18 protein-coding genes, 1 tRNA gene and 1 pseudogene are annotated in these 20266 nt (G+C 69.2%); 11 read left to right on the forward strand and 9 right to left on the reverse strand.

What is annotated here, in order from left to right:
- Positions 1–112: 112 nt before the first annotated feature.
- Both JI739_RS24845 and JI739_RS10660 read right to left on the reverse strand, forming a co-directional pair.
- A pseudogene (locus JI739_RS24845) lies at positions 113–259 on the reverse strand (peptidoglycan-binding protein); the annotation flags it as partial.
- A gap of 23 nt (positions 260–282) precedes the next feature.
- Positions 283–370: transfer RNA gene (locus JI739_RS10660), tRNA-Ser, on the reverse strand.
- Positions 371–410: 40 nt separating this feature from the next.
- Between JI739_RS10660 and JI739_RS10665 the strand changes: the two genes are divergently transcribed.
- From JI739_RS10665 to JI739_RS10675, 3 genes are all read left to right on the forward strand, one after another.
- Positions 411–809: a diacylglycerol kinase gene (locus JI739_RS10665; protein ID WP_201683881.1), complete on the forward strand. Its 399-nt coding sequence runs from the start codon at positions 411–413 to the stop codon at positions 807–809.
- Between the two features lie 372 nt (positions 810–1181).
- A complete protein-coding gene (locus JI739_RS10670; protein ID WP_236589479.1) occupies positions 1182–1904 on the forward strand; it encodes a hypothetical protein in 723 nt (240 codons plus the stop codon).
- Between the two features lie 299 nt (positions 1905–2203).
- Positions 2204–3439, forward strand: coding sequence for a hypothetical protein (locus JI739_RS10675; protein WP_201683883.1), 1236 nt, complete (start codon positions 2204–2206; stop codon positions 3437–3439).
- 26 nt (positions 3440–3465) lie between these two features.
- Here the strand turns inward: JI739_RS10675 and ureG are convergent, their stop codons facing one another.
- Genes ureG through ureC form a run of 4 tightly spaced genes read right to left on the reverse strand, consistent with a single transcriptional unit; the run spans position 3466 to position 7136 of the window.
- Positions 3466–4110, reverse strand: coding sequence for an urease accessory protein UreG (ureG, locus tag JI739_RS10680; protein ID WP_201683884.1), 645 nt, complete (start codon positions 4108–4110; stop codon positions 3466–3468).
- Positions 4107–4811 (reverse strand): urease accessory protein UreF, encoded by a 705-nt coding sequence (locus JI739_RS10685; RefSeq protein ID WP_201684116.1) that lies wholly within the window; start codon positions 4809–4811, stop codon positions 4107–4109. Before JI739_RS10685 ends, ureG begins: the two co-directional genes overlap by 4 nt.
- The gene (ureE, locus tag JI739_RS10690) at positions 4771–5385 is read right to left on the reverse strand and encodes an urease accessory protein UreE (protein ID WP_236589480.1); all 615 of its coding nucleotides are present in this window, start codon (positions 5383–5385) and stop codon (positions 4771–4773) included. Before ureE ends, JI739_RS10685 begins: the two co-directional genes overlap by 41 nt.
- 32 nt (positions 5386–5417) lie before the next feature.
- Entirely contained in the window at positions 5418–7136 is a 1719-nt protein-coding gene (gene ureC, locus JI739_RS10695; RefSeq protein WP_201683886.1) for an urease subunit alpha, read from the reverse strand.
- A 232-nt stretch (positions 7137–7368) separates the two neighbouring features.
- On the opposite strand from ureC, the gene JI739_RS10700 reads away from it, so the two are divergent.
- A complete protein-coding gene (locus JI739_RS10700; protein ID WP_201683887.1) occupies positions 7369–7854 on the forward strand; it encodes a hypothetical protein in 486 nt (161 codons plus the stop codon).
- A gap of 4 nt (positions 7855–7858) precedes the next feature.
- Here JI739_RS10700 and JI739_RS10705 read toward each other — a convergent pair whose 3' ends face one another.
- The 3 genes from JI739_RS10705 to JI739_RS10715 all read right to left on the reverse strand — a co-directional run bounded on the left by JI739_RS10705 (position 7859) and on the right by JI739_RS10715 (position 8828).
- Positions 7859–8164 (reverse strand): urease subunit beta, encoded by a 306-nt coding sequence (locus JI739_RS10705; protein WP_201684117.1) that lies wholly within the window; start codon positions 8162–8164, stop codon positions 7859–7861.
- A gap of 2 nt (positions 8165–8166) precedes the next feature.
- Positions 8167–8346, reverse strand: a complete 180-nt coding sequence (locus JI739_RS10710) for a hypothetical protein (protein ID WP_201683888.1) — start codon at positions 8344–8346, stop codon at positions 8167–8169.
- A 179-nt stretch (positions 8347–8525) separates the two neighbouring features.
- Entirely contained in the window at positions 8526–8828 is a 303-nt protein-coding gene (locus JI739_RS10715; protein WP_201683889.1) for an urease subunit gamma, read from the reverse strand.
- Positions 8829–8866: 38 nt separating this feature from the next.
- Between JI739_RS10715 and JI739_RS10720 the strand changes: the two genes are divergently transcribed.
- The 7 genes from JI739_RS10720 (at position 8867) to urtD (ending at position 20266) form a co-directional block, all read left to right on the forward strand.
- Positions 8867–12313, forward strand: coding sequence for a hybrid sensor histidine kinase/response regulator (locus tag JI739_RS10720; protein ID WP_435531600.1), 3447 nt, complete (start codon positions 8867–8869; stop codon positions 12311–12313).
- Positions 12313–13290 (forward strand): response regulator transcription factor, encoded by a 978-nt coding sequence (locus tag JI739_RS10725; protein ID WP_201683890.1) that lies wholly within the window; start codon positions 12313–12315, stop codon positions 13288–13290. The genes JI739_RS10720 and JI739_RS10725 overlap by 1 nt, the downstream gene beginning before the upstream one ends.
- 841 nt (positions 13291–14131) lie before the next feature.
- Positions 14132–14746, forward strand: coding sequence for a hypothetical protein (locus JI739_RS10730; RefSeq protein WP_201683891.1), 615 nt, complete (start codon positions 14132–14134; stop codon positions 14744–14746).
- Between the two features lie 174 nt (positions 14747–14920).
- Positions 14921–16207: an urea ABC transporter substrate-binding protein gene (gene urtA, locus JI739_RS10735; RefSeq protein WP_201683892.1), complete on the forward strand. Its 1287-nt coding sequence runs from the start codon at positions 14921–14923 to the stop codon at positions 16205–16207.
- Positions 16208–16695: 488 nt separating this feature from the next.
- Complete coding sequence (urtB, locus tag JI739_RS10740; RefSeq protein WP_201683893.1) at positions 16696–18261, forward strand: urea ABC transporter permease subunit UrtB; 1566 nt, start codon at positions 16696–16698, stop codon at positions 18259–18261.
- A 2-nt stretch (positions 18262–18263) separates the two neighbouring features.
- Positions 18264–19397 (forward strand): urea ABC transporter permease subunit UrtC, encoded by a 1134-nt coding sequence (urtC, locus tag JI739_RS10745; protein WP_201683894.1) that lies wholly within the window; start codon positions 18264–18266, stop codon positions 19395–19397.
- Positions 19394–20266, forward strand: a complete 873-nt coding sequence (gene urtD, locus JI739_RS10750; RefSeq protein ID WP_201683895.1) for an urea ABC transporter ATP-binding protein UrtD — start codon at positions 19394–19396, stop codon at positions 20264–20266. The genes urtC and urtD overlap by 4 nt, the downstream gene beginning before the upstream one ends.

Below are 20266 nucleotides of genomic sequence, written 5' to 3' on the forward strand. Positions count from 1 at the left end.
GGCGGGTGCCGGCAACGACGGCGCTGGCACGGCGGCCGCGACACCGCAGGCGCTCCATGGTCAGCGCGATCTGGCGCACGTGCTGCGACGGCGTTCGCTCCAACGCCTGGAGCGTGGCAGGACCGACGACCCCGTCCACCGCCAGCCCATGCCGCTGTTGGAAGCCGCGCACCGCATCGACCACCGCGCCTTCGTAGGCCGGTGTGGGACTGCGCGGGGGACGGTTGCTGCCGGCGGCGATCGACCTGAGCCATTTCAATGCAATGACTTAGGCGTGCTTCCTGGCGGAGGCGGTGAGATTCGAACTCACGAACGGTTGCCCGTTGCCGGTTTTCAAGACCGGTGCAATCGACCACTCTGCCACGCCTCCGCGGCAAGCCCGCCATTCTAGAGGGCCCACAATCGCGGGCATGACTCATGAGCGGGCCTCCGTCAATCCGCAGAAGCTGCGCCGCGGCTGGCGCCGGCTCTGGCATGCCGCCGGCTACTCACTGGCCGGCCTGCGGGCGGCCTGGGACCACGCGGCGTTCCGGCTGGAGGCGCTGCTCGCGGTGGTGCTCGTGCCGGCCGCCTTCTGGCTGGGGCGCAGCTGGATCGAGGTCGCGCTGCTGGTCGGCTCGGTGCTGCTGGTCATGATCGTGGAGCTGCTCAACACAGCCATCGAAAGCGTGGTCGATCGGGTGGGGCTGGAGTGGAACGCGCTGTCCAAGCAGGCCAAGGACATGGGCAGCGCGGCGGTGCTCCTCAGCTGTCTTCTGGCCGGTGGCATCTGGGTCGCGGCCATCGTGCAGCGGCTCGGCTGGAGCTGATCGAGCGCGGAGCCTTCCACACGCGGGCGGACTGCGAAAAGCTGCTGCCGCAGCGGCCGCACGAGGCGGCGTCAGCCCGGGTTCAGCCCGGGTGTGAAGCCCTCGGGTATCCATCGCGTTCCGTCGCACGGGCGCGCCAGGTCAGTCGCGTTGCCCGGGCAGGGGTCCCCAACGCTCGCACACAAGGCCTGTCCCATGCATCCATCCGCCGCCGGCCGGCAGTCTTACCTCATCACCCACTCCGGCCTCGGCTTCGAGGACTGGGGCGCCGTGGCTCATGGTGACCGCCGCGTCGACTTGTCGGGCCTGCACGTACCCGAAGCGCCGGCCCCGCTGCCGCGGTGGCGCAGCTGCCTGGGGTGCGTGAGCGCGGTGGAACTGCAGCGCATCGCCGACCAGGAGCGCACTCGCGTGGAGCCCTTGCGGCGTCGCCGTGAGTTGCTGGTCGGGTTGCGCCAGCACCTCGCAGATCTGTATGCCCCCCCCTCTTTGGGCGACAAACATGCAAAGGACCGAATTGCGGCCGAATCGTTGATGTTCCTGCTGGATCGGAACTCCAATTTGTCCAACGGCGCGGTGCGCGGCCTGGTCTCCGCGGCGGCGGAGTTCCTGCTCACCCGGCACGAACTTGCCCAGGCCTGGGTCAGAGAACATGAACACGATGATCGGATCGATGCGAAGAATCTGGAGCTCGCCGGCTACGGCGTGGTGTGCCAGTTCCTGCAGGCCCGGACCCCTTCTCCGTCGTCCAGCCTGCGATCGCGGGTCCTCGCCCACTTCTGGACGGAGCTGGGCAAGCTCGGCGCGCGCGGGCCACGCACGATGGCGGAGGTGCGCGCCATCGCGCAGCAGGCCGTCACGCACCACCTGCCGCCCGAGCAGCCTGCCGAAGCACCGCGGCTTTCGCCCAGTGCGTCGCTGCACGGTGGGGGTGACGGCTCGTCCCGCATGCCTGGCCAGGCCGCACCGGTGGAGGCGCCGGACAGCCCATCGATGCGCCGCCTGCCGCGACAGCCAGTCACCCGCGAGCAGGATCCGCTTCAGTTCGAAAAGGCATCGGCCGACGGCGTCAGTGCGCCTTCAGCGGACGGCTGACTGATCAGCAAGGATCGCCGCCGCGTGGCGCCGGCATCGGTCGCTGCGCGTCCTCTTTCATCGCCTTGCCTTTCCAGGAGCAGTCTTCCGTGTTCAGCCCAGTCCAGCGGTCCCGAATCCACAGCCTCATTTCGCCGAGCCCCACCAGGACAAGCGCCGATCACAAGTCCGCCGCGGGTCCGGGTCGCTCGCCCGCCCGCAGCCTGAGCCTGCCCAGAGCCGAGCAACTCGACCCCCGAGACCCCTACGCGGCTTCGGTGGCGCGCCTGCGGGTTCAGCTCAGTCGCACCGTCCCGCTCGTGAGCCTGAAAAATCGGCTGTCCGACGAACTGGGCGACTGGTTCGACCGGCACCCGGTGCGCACCGAGCAGGACCGCATCGACCTGGCCCAGCTCCGGAATCTCGACCTGGAGGAGCTCACGGGCAAGCCCGACCTGGAGTTCCACAGGATGCTGGGCGCCGGCCTTCGCAGGCTCGAAGCCATCGAGCGGCAGGCCCGGCAGGCGGCGCAATCCGTGGGGCAGGGGGACAGGTCTCCGGCGTTCAGCGACGAGCAGCACTTTCGCCTGTACGCGCAGGGCACGCTGCTGCAGCTGCTGGACCAGCCGGTCGCCAGCACCGCACCGGCGCGCTCGTGTGGGGCCCGCTTGGCGCGGCTGCGCATCGAGGTGAACGATCGTCTGGCGGTCAAGTCGGCGAAGGCCGATGGTCGGTGGCTGTCGCCGCATGAGGTTCTCGACGCCGCCTATGCAGCGCTGGGAGCGGTGCGTCCCGGCAGCGTGCGGCTGGTGCCGTCTCCGCTGAAAATCCGCCGCGACCGCTTCGATGCGCTGATGACGCGGGTGCTGGGCGAATGGGGCAGCTGGCTGCCTCACTTCCTCGCCGCGGACACCGTGTCCACCCTCTGGAAGCAGGACACACGGCAGCTTGCGTCGCTTCCGAGGGAGGTTTTCGAGCAAACGGTCGAAGACCTGTCGCGCGAAGTGGATCGGGCCGATGCCAAGGCGCGCGAACTTGCCGCGGAGATCTGTCGGCTGGTCGCCGGCGGACAGTTCGTCGACTACGAGGACCAGGTGGAGTTCCGGCTCTTCGCCTTGGGCGTCATGCTGGCCAAGGTCGACGGCCTGCCCTTGGCCGAGAGAAGGCAGGCGCTGAGCCGCTTCCGCACCAGCATCCGGCTGTGCGAGGGGCGCCGCGGCACACCGCCGGATCCGAGGACCGTGCTCGCCTACGCCGCACAAGCCATGCAGGCCCACGCCTTGCCCGCCAGCCCTGCGCGGTCACCAGGGCCAGGCCGAAGTGAGGCGCGTCGCGCCACGCGCGCCTCCGAATCCCGGGCCCTGGCTGCACCTGCACTCGAAACCATCGCAGAGGAGCTTTCCGATTCCCGCAGGCGCTTGTCCGACTCGGAACGCACGGAGTCCGAGCCCGGCTCGGCCTGGCTGGACCGGGTGGCTCGCCAGCTCGAGTTCATGACCCCGTCGAAGTCGCCGCAAAGCCATCGCGGCACGCCCGGCGAAGGGCCGACCGACTGAACGGCCCGCCTCGCGGATCGAGCGCGTCACTGCACCAGCATCCCCTTGCGCTCGATGAACTCCACCACCTGCTGCAGCCCCTCGCGGGTGCGCAGGTTGGTCATCACGAAGGGCTTGCCGGGGCGCATGCGCCGGGTGTCGGCGTCCATCACCGACAGGTCGGCGCCCACGTGCGGCGCCAGGTCGGTCTTGTTGATCACGAACAGGTCGCTCTTGGTGATGCCCGGGCCGCCCTTGCGCGGAATCTTCTCGCCGGCGGCCACGTCGATCACGTAGATCGTCAAATCGCTCAGTTCGGGGCTGAAGGTGGCCGCCAGGTTGTCGCCGCCCGACTCGATGAACACCACGTCGGCGTCGGGAAACTCCACCAGCATGCGGTCGATGGCCTCCAGGTTGATGGAGGCGTCCTCGCGGATGGCGGTGTGCGGGCAGCCGCCGGTCTCCACACCCATGATGCGTTCGGCCGGCAGCGCCCCGCTCACGGTGAGCAGGCGCTGGTCTTCCTTGGTGTAGATGTCGTTGGTGATCGCCACCAGGTCCCAGCGTTCGCGCATGGCCTTGCACAGCATCTCCAGCAGCGTTGTCTTGCCCGAGCCCACCGGGCCTCCGATGCCCACGCGCAGGGGCGGCAGCGGCTTGGTGCGATGGGGGATGTGGTGCAGCGTCTTCATGATCGAAACAGTCGGGAGTATTGGTGTTCGTGGCGGGCCGAGAGGATGGCCAGCATGGGCGTGAAGGACTGGCGGCCGGCATCGTCGAGCGCCAGCGCGTGGTCGACGGCCGCCGGGATATCGGTGGCCAGGCGCCCCAGGATGCGCTGGCCCGCGCCCTGGCCCAGGGGCACGGACTTGATGGCCGCCTGCACCATGTTCTCGGCCCAGCCGAAAGCAAAGGCCAGCAGCACCTGGCGCCCGCTGGCGCCGCCGTCGCAGGCCGCCAGCGCGTAAGCCACCGGGTAGCTCAGGTGGCGAGCCGCCGGCGCGGTGCCGGGGTGCAGCGACTTGCGCCACTCCAGCAGCGAGCGGCCCATCTGCTCCGTCTGTTGCCGCAGCTCGCTGCTTTCGCGGGTGCGCAGCACCCACGCGTCCAGCGCCAGGGCGCGGGCCGTGTCGCCTGCGCGCCAGGCATGCAGCGCCTGCGCCAGCACCGCCAGGTCCGAGCGGGCCAGGGCCAGGTGCAGCTGGTCCAGCAGCCAGTCCCCGGCCGAGGTCTCGTCGACCACGAGTGCGGCCTCGACGGCGGACTCCAGCCCCTCCGAATAGGAAAAGCCACCGACCGGCAGCGCCGGCGAGGCCAGCCAGATCAGTTGCAGCAGGGCCCGGTCGTCGGCGTCAGCCGTGCCGGTGGGTGCAGGCGGCGTGTCCGTGTTCATGGCCATCGTGGCTGTGCTCGTGAGGGTCGTCACGCGGGTGTTCGTGCGCGAGGTGGCCATGTCCGTGCCCGTGCCCGTGGCTGCCGTATGCGCCGCCCTCGGGCTCGAATGCGGCGCGGGTGTCCTGCACCTCCAGGTGCATGGCGCGCAGCAGCTCGGCCAGCACGTGGTCGGGCTCGATCTTCAGGTGGTCGGGTTGCAGCTCGATGGGCACGTGCCGGTTGCCCAGGTGATAGGCCGCCCGGGTCAGCTCGAACGGGCCGCCGTGCGTGGCGCAGGGGCGGATCACCAGCACCGGCTGCGGCGCGGCGATCACCCGCACCAGCGAGCCGTCCTCGGCCACCAGCACGTCGCCGCCACGAACGACCGTGCCGCGCGGCAGGAACACGCCGAGCGCGCGCCCGCTGGAGTCCACGGCTTGGAAGCGGCTCTTCTGCCGGCAGTCCCAGTCGAGTTCGACGGTCGCGGCCCGCCGCAGCAAGGCCGCAGCCAAGCCCTGGCCCCCCGGCAGCAGCTTGCTGGCGACCAGGCGGAGCGGGGTGGAAGAGTGGGCGTCTGGGTGGGGTGTGGACATGAGCTGCATTCTGGAACCTGCGCCCCGGCCCTTCAAAACAGAAAGTACCGTTGCGCCATCGGCAGCACCGAAGCCGGCTCGCACGTGAGCAGCTGGCCATCGGCCCGCACGGCGTAGGTCTGGTGGTCGATCTCCATGCGCGGCAGCCAGCCGTTGTGCACCATGTCCGCCTTGCGCACGCGCCGGATGTCCTTCGCCGCGCGAACCGTCTTGGCCAGCCCGAAGCGCTGCGGCACGCCGGCATCCAGCGCCGCCTGCGAAACGAAGGTGATCGAGCTGCGCGCCAGCGCCCCGCCGAAGCTGCCGAACATCGGCCGGAAGTGCACCGGCTGCGGCGTCGGGATGGACGCGTTGGGGTCGCCCATGGCCGCCAGCGCGATGAAGCCGCCCTTGAGCACGGTGCTGGGCTTCACGCCGAAGAAGGCCGGCTTCCAGATCACCAGGTCGGCCCACTTGCCCGGTTCGATGCTGCCCACCTCGTGCGCGATGCCGTGCGCCAGCGCCGGGTTGATCGTGTACTTGGCCACGTAGCGCCGGGCGCGGAAGTTGTCGTGACCCTCGCCGTCGCCTGGCAATGCGCCGCGCTGCTGCTTCATCTTGTGCGCCGTCTGCCAGCAACGCAGGATGACCTCGCCCACGCGGCCCATGGCCTGCGAGTCGGAGCTGAACATGCTGATCGCGCCCAGGTCGTGCAGGATGTCCTCGGCCGCGATGGTCTCCTTGCGGATGCGGCTCTCGGCGAAGGCCAGGTCTTCGGGGATGGCGGGGTCGAGGTGGTGGCACACCATCAGCATGTCCACGTGCTCGTCCAGCGTGTTCACCGTGTAGGGCATGGTGGGGTTGGTGGAGGAGGGCAGGAAGTTGGCCTCACCCACCACGCGCAGGATGTCCGGCGCATGGCCGCCGCCCGCGCCTTCGGTGTGGAAGGCGCAGATGCCGCGCCCCTTGGTGGCGGCGATGGTGTCCTCGACGAAGCCCGACTCGTTGAGCGTGTCCGAGTGCAGGGCCACCTGCACGTCCATCTCGTCGGCCACGTCCAGGCAGTTGCTGATGGCGCTGGGCGTGCTGCCCCAGTCCTCGTGCAGCTTCAGGCCGATGGCGCCGGCCTCGATCTGCTCGCGCAGCGCCTGCGGCTGGCTGGTGTTGCCCTTTCCCATGAAGCCCAGGTTCATGGGAAAGGCGTCCGCCGCCTGCAGCATGCGTTCGATGTTCCAGGGGCCCGGCGTGCAGGTGGTGGCGAAGGTGCCGGTGGCCGGCCCGGTGCCGCCGCCGAACATGGTGGTGATGCCCGAGGCCAGCGCCTCCTCGATCTGCTGCGGGCAGATGAAATGGATGTGGCTGTCGATGCCGCCGGCGGTGACGATGTGGCCTTCGCAGGAAATGATCTCGGTGCCCGGGCCGATCACGATGTCCACGCCCGGCTGCACGTCGGGGTTGCCGGCCTTGCCGATGGCGGCGATGCGGCCGTCCTTCAGGCCGATGTCGGCCTTGACGATGCCCCAGTGGTCCAGCACCAGCGCGTTGGTCAGCACCGTGTCCATCGCGCCCTGGGCGCGGCTGGCCTGGCTTTGAGCCATGCCGTCGCGAATGGTCTTGCCGCCGCCGAACTTCACCTCTTCGCCATAGCCGCCGGCGCGCAGCGTGTAGTCGTCCTCGACCTCGATCACCAGGCCGGTGTCGGCCAGGCGAACCCGGTCGCCGGTGGTGGGGCCGAACATCTCGGCGTAGGCGCGGCGGGTGATGCGGGTCATGTGGAAGCTTCCGGGGCCATGGGGCTGGTGGGTGTCTGTCGGACCGCAGCATGCAAGCGGCGTGCCGGCGGCAGGGTCCGTGCTGCGCCGGGTGCCCGAGCGCGACGGCGGCCATGCAGCCGCGAGCACATTCAGCGTCTCGTCAGCTGAAACGGCCTCGGCGGTTCCTATTGAGGCGGGCCGCTTCGCCCGTCCCGGGCGTGGCAGCCGAACACTTGAAGGCTGAACCCCCATGCACAGACTCTGCGGCTGCTTCGGCAGCCAACGCTCGCAATGCGCCCCGACAGGGCACGATGGCGCCTCTTCGACGGCTGGCGCGGCGCAGCGCCAGGCAGCACGAACACCATCTTCACAGGAGAACTCCCGCTTCATCGCCACGGGCTACGGTTCCACCGATGCGCCGACGGTGCGGGTGACCGAGCGGCGGGTGGTGCCGCTCGATGCCGCCGGCGCCCGGATTCCGAGGGAGATCGACTCCCGGATCACCTCTGTGGCACCAGCTGAGACATCGCGTGCGGCAACACCGCTTGCGTCATCGGCTCGTGGCCTCGCACCGGTCGATGCAGCGGGCGTGGCTCCGGCGCAGGCCTCCTCGTCCGATGATCAGCCCGAGCGGTTTGTGTCCGGCAATGACCTCAACGTGTGGCTCCGGTCTCTGTATGTCCAGCAGGGCGACAAGTGGATCTTGACCCTTCCGGGGGTAGACGGGACACGTTGAGACCTCACAGCACTCCTTGCACCCCTGCGCGAAAGCCGTACACCGCCCGCGCCCCGGCGTAGTCCACCAGTTCCACCGTGCGCTGCTGCCCCGGCTCGAAGCGCACCGCCGTGCCTGATGCAATGTTCAGCCGCATGCCGCGCGCGGCCTCGCGGTCGAAGTCCAGCGCCGCGTTGGTCTCGGCGAAGTGGTAGTGCGAGCCCACCTGGATCGGCCGGTCGGCGGTGTTGCGAACCACCACGACCAAGGTGCGCCGCCCGGGATTGATGTCGAGCTCGCCGTCCCGAGGCAGCAGCTCACCAGGAACCAGCGTCACTTGCCGCCCCGGAAGAACCACCACGCCAGTGCGGCCAGCCCGCCCGCGAGCAGCAGGCCGAACACGTCGGTGGCGTGCCAGTGCGAGCCGCCGCTTAGCCCATGGCCCTCATGGGCGATGGCCAGGGTGGAGGCGAGAACGCCAACGGTGGCGGCGGAAATTCGATGAAGTTTCATGTTTCTCAGTTCTCCAGGATGGATGCGCGAGTCGGGTGGCGCCCAACAGGCCGGCGCGCAGCGCCAGGCCTGTCCTGAGCCGGTCGAAGTGGCCCTTCCAGCGGCAACCGCGGAACCGGCTTTGCCGGGCCGCTGGTTGTGCCCCCTTGGGGGGAGGCGCCGCAGGCGCTTCGGGGGGGTCAAGTGATCGGTTGATGAACCGTGACCAGCTTGGTGCCGTCCGGAAACGTGGCTTCGACCTGGATGTCGGGAATCATCTCCGGCACCCCCTCCATCACGTCTTCGCGGGTGAGCACCTCGCGGCCTTCGCTCATGAGCCGGGCCACGGTCTTGCCGTCGCGGGCGCCCTCCAGCACGGCTGCCGAGATCAGGGCCACGGCCTCGGGGTGATTGAGCTTGAGCCCACGGGCCTTGCGCCGCTCCGCGAGCAGGGCGGCGGTGAACAGCAACAGCTTGTCTTTCTCGCGCGGGGTCAGGTCCATGCGGCGCTGCGTTGCAAGCCGCGTGCCCGGCGCCCGTGGTGCGGAACTTGCACTCACCGCCGCGCGTGCGCGAAACCATTCCCATCCATTCCGATGCCGCCCCCCAGCGCGTGGTCAAGGTCCGCCGCGACTACAACCGTTGGGTCGCGCGCGAGACCCTGGAGGACTACGCCCTGCGCTACACCCCCCAGCGCTTCCGGCGCTGGTCGCCGTTCCGGGTGGCCAACACCGCGTTCGGCGCGTCGTCGTTCCTGATCCTCGAAGCCGTGGGCGCCACGCTGCTGGTGCAGTTCGGCTTCATCAACGCCTTCTGGGCCATCCTGGCCACCGGGCTCATCATCTTCGCGGCGGGCCTGCCGATCAGCATCTACGCGGCCCGCCACGGCGTCGACATGGACCTGCTCACGCGCGGCGCCGGCTTCGGCTACATCGGCTCGACCCTGACTTCGCTGATCTACGCGTCCTTCACCTTCATCTTCTTCGCGCTCGAAGCGGCCGTGATGGCCTACGCGCTCGAGCTCGCGCTGGACATCCCGCCGGCCTGGGGCTACCTGATCTGCGCGGTGGTGGTGATTCCCCTGGTGACGCACGGGGTCTCGGCCATCAGCCGGCTGCAGGCCTGGACGCAGCCGCTGTGGCTGGTGATGCTGGTCCTGCCCTTCGCCTACGTGCTCATGCGCGATCCTGGTGCGTTCCACGGCGTCGCGCACTATGTAGGTGAGCGTGCCACTGCCCCGGGGTTCGACCTGCACCTGTTCGGTGCCGCGCTCACGGTGGGCGTGGCACTGGTCACGCAGATGGGCGAGCAGGCCGACTACCTGCGCTTCATGCCCGCGCCCACGCCGGCCAACCGGGCCCGCTGGTGGACGGCGGTGCTGGTGGGCGGCCCGGGCTGGGTGGTGGTGGGCGTGCTCAAGATGCTGGGCGGGGCGCTGCTGGCCTACCTGGCCATCGGCCACATGGTGCCGGTCGACCGGGCGGTCGATCCCAACCAGATGTACCTGGTGGCCTATGAATACGTGTTCCCGCACCACGGCTGGGCGGTGGCTGCCACGGCCCTTTTCGTGGTGGTGTCGCAGCTCAAGATCAACGTCACCAACGCCTATGCCGGCTCGCTGGCCTGGTCCAACTTCTTCTCGCGGCTGACCCACAGCCACCCCGGCCGGGTGGTCTGGGTGGTGTTCAACACCCTGATCGCCTTCATGCTGATGGAGATGAACCTGTTCCAGGCGCTGGGCGAGGTGCTGGGCCTGTACGCCAACATCGCCATCGCCTGGTTCATGGCGGTGGTGGCCGACCTGGTGGTCAACAAGCCACTGGGCCTGTCCCCCAAGGGCATCGAGTTCAAGCGGGCCCACCTGTGGGACGTGAACCCGGTGGGCGTGGGCGCGATGGCGCTGGCCTCGGCCCTGTCGGTTGCCGCCTGGCTGGGCGTGTTCGGGCCCTCGGCCAAGGCCTTCTCGGCCTTGATCGCTGGGATGGTCGCCTTCGCGGCGGCGCCGGCCATCGCCTGGGCCACCCGGGGGCGCTATTACCTGGCCCGCGTCCCCGCGCCCGACAACTCGCCCACGGCGTTGCGCCGATGCGTCATCTGCGAACGCTCGTACGAAGCGCCCGACATGGCGCACTGCCCGGCCTACGGCGGCGCCATCTGCTCCCTGTGCTGCACGCTGGACGCGCGCTGCGGTGACCTGTGCAAGCCGCACGCGAGCCTGGCGGCCCAATGGCGCGCCACGCTGCGGTGGCTGCTGCCGCGCCGCGCCTGGCCCCTGCTGGAAGGCGGCCTGGGCCACTTCGTGCTGCTCATGGCCGTCATCGCGCCGGTGCTGGCGGCGGTGTTCGGGCTGCTGCACCGGCAGGAGACCGCGGCCCTGGAGGAGTGGGGCCACGCGGCGCAGCCCCTGCGCGCCTTGCTCACGGCCGGGTTCCTGAAGGCCTATGTGGCGCTGGTGCTGATGGCCGGCATCGTCGCCTGGTGGCTGGTGCTCGCGCACAAGACGCGGCAGGTGGCGCAGGAAGAGTCGAACCGCCAGACCCACCTGCTGGTGCGCGAAATCGAATCGCACCGCGCCACCGATCGCGCGCTGCAACAGGCCCGCCTGGCCGCCGAGCAGGCGCAGCGGGCGGCCGAACTCGCCAACCAGGCCAAGAGCCGCTACATCAGCGCCATCAGCCACGAGCTGCGCACGCCCTTGAACAGCATCCTGGGCTACGCGCAACTCATGGGCGAGGACCCGCAGATCCCCGCCCATCGCCAGCAGGCGGTACACGTGATCCGGCGCGGCGGCGAGCACCTGCTGTCGCTGATCGAGGGCACGCTGGACATCGCCCGCATCGAGGCCGGCAAGCTGCGGCTGGAGATGGCGCCCATGGCCTTCGCCGACTGCGTGCACGAGGTCGCCGGCCTGTTCGAGCTGCAGGCCGCGGCCAAGAACCTGGGCTTTCGTTTCGTCGCCGAAGGCAAGCTGCCGCAGGTGGTGCGCGCCGACGAAAAGCGGCTGCGCCAGATCCTGATCAACCTGCTGGGCAACGCCATCAAGTTCACCGCCGAGGGCAGCGTCACCTTCCGCGTGCGCCACGGCGTGCAGATGGCGCAGATCGAGGTCGAGGACACCGGCCCCGGCATGAGCGCCGACGAACTCGAACGCGTGTTCGAGCCCTTCGCGCGGGGCGAAGGCGCCGCGCACGCCGCGCCCGGTGCCGGCCTGGGGCTGACGATCGCCAAGATGCTGACCGATCTGATGGGCGGCGAACTCACCGCCTGCAGCACACCCGGGAAGGGCAGCATGTTCCGCATCCGCCTGTTCCTGCCGCAGGTGCATGGGGCCGTGAAGCCGGTCGCTGCTTTGGAGACGCGACGCGGGTACGAAGGCGTGCGCCGGCGCCTGCTGGTGGTCGACAACGAGGAGCCCGATCGCGAGCTGATCGTGCAGCGCCTGGCGCCCCTGGGCTTCGAGCTTCGCACCGCCGCCAGCGGGCACGACGCGCTGGACCTGCTGGCCGCCGGCTGGTGGCCCGACGCCATCTTCCTGGACCTGGCCATGCCCGGCATCGACGGCTGGGAGACGCTGCGCCGCATCCGTCGCCTCTCGCCATCACCGCTGCCCGTCGCCATCGTCTCGGCCAATGCCTTCGACAAGGGGCTGGAGAACGACGGGGGCATAGCCGCGGGCGACTTCCTGGTCAAGCCGGTGCGCCAGGTCGAGCTGCTGGACTGGCTGGGACGCCGGCTGGACCTTCGCTGGGTGGCCACGCCGCCGCCCGTGTCGCCCGCGCCGGTGCTTCGGGCGGTGCCGCGGCCCAGCCCCGCGGCGCTCGACGGCCTGCGCGATCTGGTGCACCTCGGCTACCTGCGCGGCATCGTCCGGCGCCTGCAGGAGATCGAGCGGGCGGAGCCGGACTGCGCGGCCTTCTGTGCGGAGATCGCGGCTCTGGCGCGTCGCTTCGAATTCGATGCCATCGTGCAACGACTGGAGACCGCGTGATGCCGCTGGGCCGAACCCTCGACCGCACGCACTCGGAGGTGGTGCTCATCGTCGACGACGTGCCCGACAACCTGGCCATGCTGCACGACGCGCTCGACGAGAGCGGCTACACCGTGCTGGTGGCCACCAACGGCGAGGCCGCCCTGCAGCGTGCCGCCCAGGCCCTGCCCGACATCGTCCTGCTCGACGCCGTCATGCCGGGCATGGACGGCTTCGAGGTGGCGCGGCAACTCAAGGCACTGCCGGCCACCGCGCACATCCCCATCGTCTTCATGACCGGCTTGACCGAAACCGAGCACCTGGAAGCCGCGCTCGCGGCCGGTGGGGTGGACTACGTCACCAAGCCGATCAAGCCGCGGGAGGTGCTGGCTCGCATGGGCGTCCACCTGCGCGATGCCCGGCTGGCGCGCCAGACCCGCAACGCCCTCGACGCCTTCGGCTACGCCAGCATCACCGTGCGCGCGAGCGACGGGCGGCTCATGTGGCAGACGCCGCTCGCGCGGGGCTTGCTGCAGGCCTACTTCGGCGACGAGATCGGCCGCCGGCCGGCCCACGTGCCGCAGGCGGTCGTCGACTGGTTGCGCCGCCACCTGCCCGATGCCGAGCGCCAGGTCGAACCGCCCCGGTTGTCCATCGAGCGCGGCGCGCGCCGCCTGACCTTCCGGCTGCACCGGCAGACCGGCGACGATGACGCCGGCGGCGAATGGCTGATCGTCATGCGCGAGGAGTCGGACACCGCCGTCATCGAGGCCCTGGGGCTGGCCTTCAAGCTCACCGCGCGTGAGGCCGAGGTGCTGTACTGGGTGGTCAAGGGCAAGATCAACCGCGACATCGCCGACATCGTGGGCGCCAGCCCGGCCACGGTGAAAAAGCACCTGGAGCGCGTGTTCGCCAAGCTGGGGGTGGAAACCCGCACGGCGGCGGCGGCGATGGCGCTGGACCGGGTGCGGCAGATGCACCCGGGCTTCCAGGGCTGACGCGCCGGCCGCAGGCGGCCGGGGCGAAGCCCTTGAGGCGGCGGCGGACGTGTCGTCACGCGCCCGGATCGAAAGCCACGGAACAAGTCAGCGCGGTGTGACACGCACCGCGGCCAGCTTTCGGGCCGGCCGTGCTCGTGCACGGCCCCTCCCAGTCACCCTAAAGGAAACATCCATGCGCCTTCACGCACAACCGGCCCAGCCGTTGGTACCTCGATCCGAAGCCGCAGCCGCTGATCCGTCGGCAGTTCCCGGGGCCCTCGGCCGGGGAGTCCGGCAGCTCGAACCTGGCGTGCCAACTGGCCCTGGCCAGGATGTCCAGCAGCGCCTGTCGGCCGCTCGCCAGCAGGCCCTGGGCGGTGGAGAAGACAAGCTCGAGGCGGAGTCGGACCCTTCCCTCTTCGCTTCCAGCCGCTTCGCCCGGCCAGCTTTGCCACCAGGCGCGGGTGTCGGCCAGAGCGCGTCGCGCCATCCCGCCGTTCCGGCCGAGCTGATGGCCTCGATGAAAGTGCCCTCGGAGCATCCAGTTCCCTCCCGTCCTGCGGACCACAAGCAGGTGGCACGGGCACCGGACGCAGGCGGGCCACCTGCAGCCTCGGCGCGGCGCGCCGAGCGGACTGCGCCCGTGCCTGCGGGGATGGTCCGCGGCTCCGAGGTGATGGGGGTTGCCCACCAGGAGATAGATGCCGCTGTACAGCGTGGCGAGCTCCCTTCGGCACGCCTTGCCCAGGCCCGTCAGCACGTGCTGGTGCACATCGGGGTTTGCGTTGACTTCCTTCCTCTCGCGGTGATCTCCGCATCCGTCAGAAACGCAGTAGCCGATTTGAGACGGCACCCATCGATGTTCGAGCTGACTCATTCACCCGGACTACAGCGTGCCGACGAAGGTGCGTCGCTGTACGACTCGCAACAGCCGGGACTGCCTGTGGCGCGGGCACGCGCGGTTGCCGGTGAAGGCGGGTCGCGGCATCCCGCCGTTCCGACCGGGCTGATGGCCTCGATGAAAGTGCACTCGGATCATTCGAACCCATTCCGTCCTGCCGACCACCAGCCGATGGCAGAGGCACCGCACGGGGGCGTGTCCCGCCTGCATCTTTCCTCCCACTCGGCTTCGGCGGGTGCCGGTCGGGCCGAGTCCAAGGGCAGCGCTGGGCCAGGCGGTCCGACCGCGGATCGGTCCGGTCTCGCCGACGTCGAGGGGTGGCGTACCGAGGGCAATGAACCACCGCCTGCGCAGCAGATGCCGAGCAATGCCATCTGGGGATACGTCAACAGTCGGATCGACGCGGCGGTCGCGCGGGGCGAGCTCGATCCGAACCGTGCGGAACGTGCGCGCCTTCGCGCTGTATCGCACCTCGGCCATAAGCGCGATTTCGTGGATGTGGGTCCTGTCGATCGCATGATCGAATGGGCAATAGCCGAGGCGTCGCGAACCGCGGCCCCGTCCAGAAAGTGACGCTATCGCGTCCTTGTTGTCACTCATCCCGTCGACCAGCCATACGCCAGGTGGCGTATTGGCCGCAACCCGGCTGCTTCCTACGATGAGTTCCATCGTCGGGGCGCCGCCATTCTTCTGAAAGCCACTCCCGGCGATCGAGCTTTCACTTGATCCATCCCACCAGGAGTGCGCATGCAACGTCGTTTCACCCTTCAGGCCATCACCGCGGCCGCCGCGATGGCGGCCATGGCCGGTGTCGTTCCCGCCGCCTTGGCGCAGACCTCCGGCAACACCATCAAGGTCGGCATCCTCCACAGCCTATCGGGCACCATGGCCATCTCCGAGACCGTGCTCAAGGACACGGCCCTCATGGCCATCGAGGAGATCAATGCCAAGGGCGGCGTGCTGGGCAAGAAGCTCGAGCCCGTGGTCGTGGACCCCGCGTCCAACTGGCCGCTGTTCGCCGAAAAGACCCGCCAGCTGCTGACGCAGGACAAGGTGGCGGCCGTGTTCGGCTGCTGGACCAGCGTCTCGCGCAAGTCGGTGCTGCCGGTGTTCGAAGAACTCAACGGGCTCTTGTTCTACCCCGTGCAATACGAGGGCGAGGAGCTGTCCAAGAACGTGTTCTACACCGGCGCGGCGCCCAACCAGCAGGCGATTCCGGCGGTGGAATACCTGATGTCCAAGGATGGCGGAGGCGCCAAGCGCTTCGTGCTCCTGGGCACCGACTACGTGTACCCGCGCACCACCAACAAAATCCTGCGCGCCTTCCTCAAGAGCAAGGGCGTGAAGGACTCGGACATCGACGAGAAGTACACCCCCTTCGGCCACAGCGACTACCAGACCATCGTCGCCGACATCAAGAAGTTCTCGGCGGGTGGCAAGACGGCGGTGATCTCCACCATCAACGGCGACTCCAACGTGCCTTTCTACAAGGAGCTGGGCAACGCCGGGCTGAAGGCCAAGGACGTGCCGGTGGTCGCCTTCTCGGTGGGCGAGGAGGAACTGCGCGGCGTCGACACCAAGCCGCTGGTGGGCCACCTGGCCGCGTGGAACTACTTCATGTCGGTGAAGAACCCGGCCAACGACGAGTTCACGAAGAAGTGGGCCGCGTATGCCAAGGCCAAGAACATCGCCGGCCACAAGGACAAGCCGCTGACCAACGACCCGATGGAGGCCACCTACATCGGCATCTACATGTGGAAGCAGGCGGTGGAGAAGGCCAAGAGCACCGACACCGACAAGGTGATCGCCGCCATGGCCGGCCAGACCTTCAAGGCGCCCTCGGGCTTCATGGCCAAGATGGACGAGAAGAACCACCACCTGCACAAGCCGGTGTTCATCGGCGAGGTGAGGGCGGACGGGCAGTTCAACGTGGTGTGGAAGACGCCGGGTCCGGTGAAGGCCAAGCCCTGGTCTCCGTTCATCGAGGGGAATGACAAGAAGAAGGACGAACCGGACGGCAAGTCGAAGGTTTGACCCCCCCGAAGCGCCTTCGGCGCCTCCCCCCGAGGGGGCGCCACCAGCGGCCCGGCAAAGCCGGTTCCGCGGTGGCCCTGGAGGGGGCGTCAGCGGCCGAGGGCCGCCTTGCCGTCGGACGGGTGCTCCGCGTCCTGCCGCGTTCGGGCTGGGCCCTTCGACAAGCTCAGGACAGGCCTGTCGAAGCCTGCACCCCGTGAAGGGCCCTTCGACGAGCTCAGGGAGAACGGGTATGCACCGCGTGATGGGCCCTCGACGAGCTCAGGGAGAACGGGTATGCACCGCGTGAAGGGGCCTTCGACGAGCTCAGGGAGAACGGGTATGCACCGCGTGAAGGGCCCTTCGACAAGCTCAGGGAGAACGGGGGGTGTGTATCCCCCTCCGTTCGAGCTGAGCCCCCCTCCGTTCGAGTGGAGCCCCCCTCCGTTCCGGCTGATTCCCCCTCCGTTCGGGCTGAGCCTGTCGAAGCCCCCGCCAACCAAGGTCCCATGTTCCGCATCCTTCTCCTGCTCCTAGCCATCTACGCCTCCAGCGCGGCCCACGCACTCACGCCCGAGCAGGCCCTCGCCATGGCCGCAGGCGAAACCGATGCCCGCATCCAGGCCGTGCAGCAGGCGGCAGGCGCCGCCGATCCACAGGCCACGCAGCTGCTGCAAGCCCTGGCCGACGACGCCGTCAAAGTGGCCGGCAATCGCGTGTTCATCGTCCGCGGCGAGCAGGCGGTCGATGCGGTGAGCGGCCAGCCCGCGGACCTGCCTGCCGATGCCGAGGACGTGATCAGCAACAACCGCATGCGCGGCGAGATCGAGACCGCGCTGGCCGGCATCCGCTTGTTCTCCACGGATGCCCGCGAGCGTGCGCAGGCCGTTCGTTCCCTGGCGAGCGAACCCGACGAGTCCCGCCTGCCCCTCATCGACAAGGCGCTGCAGGCCGAGACCGACGCATCCATCCGCGCGCAGCTCGAGCTGCTTCGCGCCGCCGTGATGCTGGCCAGCGACGACGCCGCCAAGCGGCGCGAAGCCGCCCTGGCGCTGGCCGAGAGCCGCAGCCCGGCGACCAGGACCCTGCTGCTCGAACGCATCGCGGCCGAACGGGACCCGGCGGCCCGCGCCGCCATGCAGTCAGCGCTGCGCAGCGTCGAATCGCGCCTGGCCTGGGCCGAGCGGGCCGGGCAGGTGTTCTCCGGCATCAGCCTGGGCTCCATCCTGTTGCTGGTGGCCCTGGGACTGGCCATCACCTACGGCCTGATGGGCGTGATCAACATGGCGCACGGCGAGCTGATGATGATCGGCGCCTACGCCACCTACGTGGTGCAGGGGCTGTTCCAGCGCTTCGCGCCCGGCGCGTTCGACTTCTACCTGGTGGCCGCCGTGCCGGTGGCCTTCGGCGCCTCGGCCCTGATGGGGGCCATCCTCGAACGGGGCGTGATCCGCTTCCTGTACGGCCGTCCGCTCGAGACGCTGCTGGCGACCTGGGGCATCAGCCTCATGCTGATGCAGGGGGTGCGCAGCGTGTTCGGCGCGCAGAACGTGGGCGTGGAGAACCCCAGCTGGATGAGTGGCGGCGTGGTGGTGCTGGGCAGCCTGCAGTTGCCCTGGAACCGCATCGTCATCATCGGCTTCGCGCTGGCGGTGCTCGCCGCCGTCGCCTGGCTGATCGCGCGCACGCGGCTGGGGTTGTTCGTGCGCGGGGTCACGCAGAACCGGCCCATCGCCGCCTGCATGGGCGTGAACACCGCGCGCACCGACACCCTGGCCTTCGCGCTGGGCTCGGGCATCGCCGGCCTGGCCGGCTGCGCCCTGAGCCAGGTGGGCAACGTGGGACCGGACCTTGGCCAGAGCTACATCGTCGATGCCTTCATGGTGGTGGTGCTGGGCGGCGTGGGCCAACTCGCCGGCACCGTCTACGCCGCGCTCGGACTGGGCGTTATCAACAAGTTTCTCGAAGGCTGGGCCGGCGCGGTGCTGGCCAAGATCGCGGTGCTGGTGATGATCGTGCTGGTCATCCAGAAGCGGCCGCAAGGTTTGTTCGCCCTCAAGGGCAGGGAGGCCTGACCATGGACCGTGCTCCCGACCGGATCGTGAACACCCCGAGCGCGGCGACCGGGCTGCCCACCCGCGCGCCCCTGCTGTCGAAGCCGGCCTGGGCGGCCTTCCTGTTCGCGCTGCTGGTGGTCTGCGCGCTGGCGCCGGTGGCGAACCTGTGGGTGCCGCCGGACAGCCCGCTGCACCTGAGCGACTACGCCGTCGCCCTGGTCGGCAAGATCATGTGCCTGGCCATCTGTGCGCTGGCCATGGACCTGATCTGGGGCTACACCGGCATCCTCTCGCTGGGCCACGGGCTGTTCTTCGCGCTCGGCGGCTATGTCATGGGCATGTACCTCATGCGCCAGATCGGCCGCGAGGGCAACTACCGCAGCGAGCTGCCCGACTTCATGGTGTTCCTCGACTGGAAGGAGCTGCCCTGGCACTGGGCACTCTCCGACAGCTTCGCCGCCACCCTGGTGCTGGTGCTGGCGGTGCCCGGCGTGGTGGCCTTCGTGTTCGGCTACTTCGCCTTCCGCTCGCGCATCAAGGGCGTGTACTTCTCCATCATCACGCAGGCCCTCACCTATGCGGCCATGCTGCTGTTCTTCCGCAACGAGACCGGCTTCGGCGGCAACAACGGCTTCACCGACTTCAAGCGCATCCTGGGGTTTGCCATCGCCACGCCGCAGACGCGCATGGTGCTGTTCGTCCTCACCGGGATCGCGCTGCTCGGCTTCCTGCTGCTGTCGCGCTGGCTGGTCACGCAGCGCTTCGGCCGCGTGCTGCAGGCCGTGCGTGATGCGGAGACGCGCGTCATGTTCTCCGGCTACAACCCCGTGCACTACAAGCTGGCGGTGTGGGTCATCTCGGCCATGATGTGCGGCGTGGCCGGCGCGCTGTACGTGCCGCAGGTGGGCATCATCAACCCGGGCGAGATGAGCCCGGCCGCCTCGATCGAGATCGCCGTCTGGGCGGCCGTGGGCGGGCGCGCCACGCTGGTGGGGCCCATCGTCGGCGCCTTCCTGGTCAACGGCGCCAAGAGCTGGCTCACCGTCACCGCGCCGGAGTTCTGGCTGTACTTCCTGGGTGCGCTCTTCATCGCCGTCACCCTGTTCATGCCGCGCGGCCTCATGGGCCTGCTGCGCCGGGGAGATCGTTCATGACCCCCGACCTGCTCGAAGCCGGCGCACAGCGCCTGGCCACCCACGAAGCCGCCGCGCGGCATGCCACCGAATCAGGCGGGCGGCAGGCCGGCTTCGCCCGCCCCGCCGTACCCGGCGAAGTGGACGTGACGCACGGCCGCATCCTCTACCTGGAAGACGTGAGCGTGAGCTTCGACGGCTTCAAGGCCATCGACCGGCTCTCGCTGGACATCGCGCCCGGTGAGCTGCGCTGCGTCATCGGCCCCAACGGCGCCGGCAAGACCACGATGATGGACATCATCACCGGCAAGACCCGGCCCGACGCGGGCACGGTGTACTTCGGCAGCACCATTGACCTGCTGCGCCACACCGAACCGCAGATCGCTGAACTGGGCATCGGCCGCAAGTTCCAGAAGCCCACCGTCTACGAGCAACTCACCGTCTATGAGAACCTGGAGCTGTCGCTCAGGACGGACAAGGGCGTGGCGGCCTCCATGCGCTTTCGCATCGATTCGGCGCAGGCCGACCGGCTGGCCGAGGTGCTGCACACCATCCACCTGGCCGACGCCGTCACGCGCCAGGCCGGCACGCTCAGCCACGGGCAGAAGCAATGGCTGGAGATCGGCATGCTGCTGATGCAGCAGCCCAGGCTGCTGCTGCTGGACGAACCCGTGGCCGGCATGACCGACGAAGAGACCGTGCGCACGGCGGAGCTGTTCCTCTCGCTCAAGGGCCGGCACTCGCTGATGGTGGTGGAGCACGACATGAGCTTCATCCGCCGCATCAGCGACATCGTCACCGTGCTGTGCGACGGCTCGGTGCTGGCGCAGGGCACGCTGGACGAGGTGCAGGCCGACGAGCGCGTGATCGAGGTCTATTTGGGGAGGTGA

It is taken from the genome of Ramlibacter aurantiacus (assembly GCF_016722895.1).
Lineage (GTDB): Bacteria > Pseudomonadota > Gammaproteobacteria > Burkholderiales > Burkholderiaceae_C > Ramlibacter > Ramlibacter aurantiacus.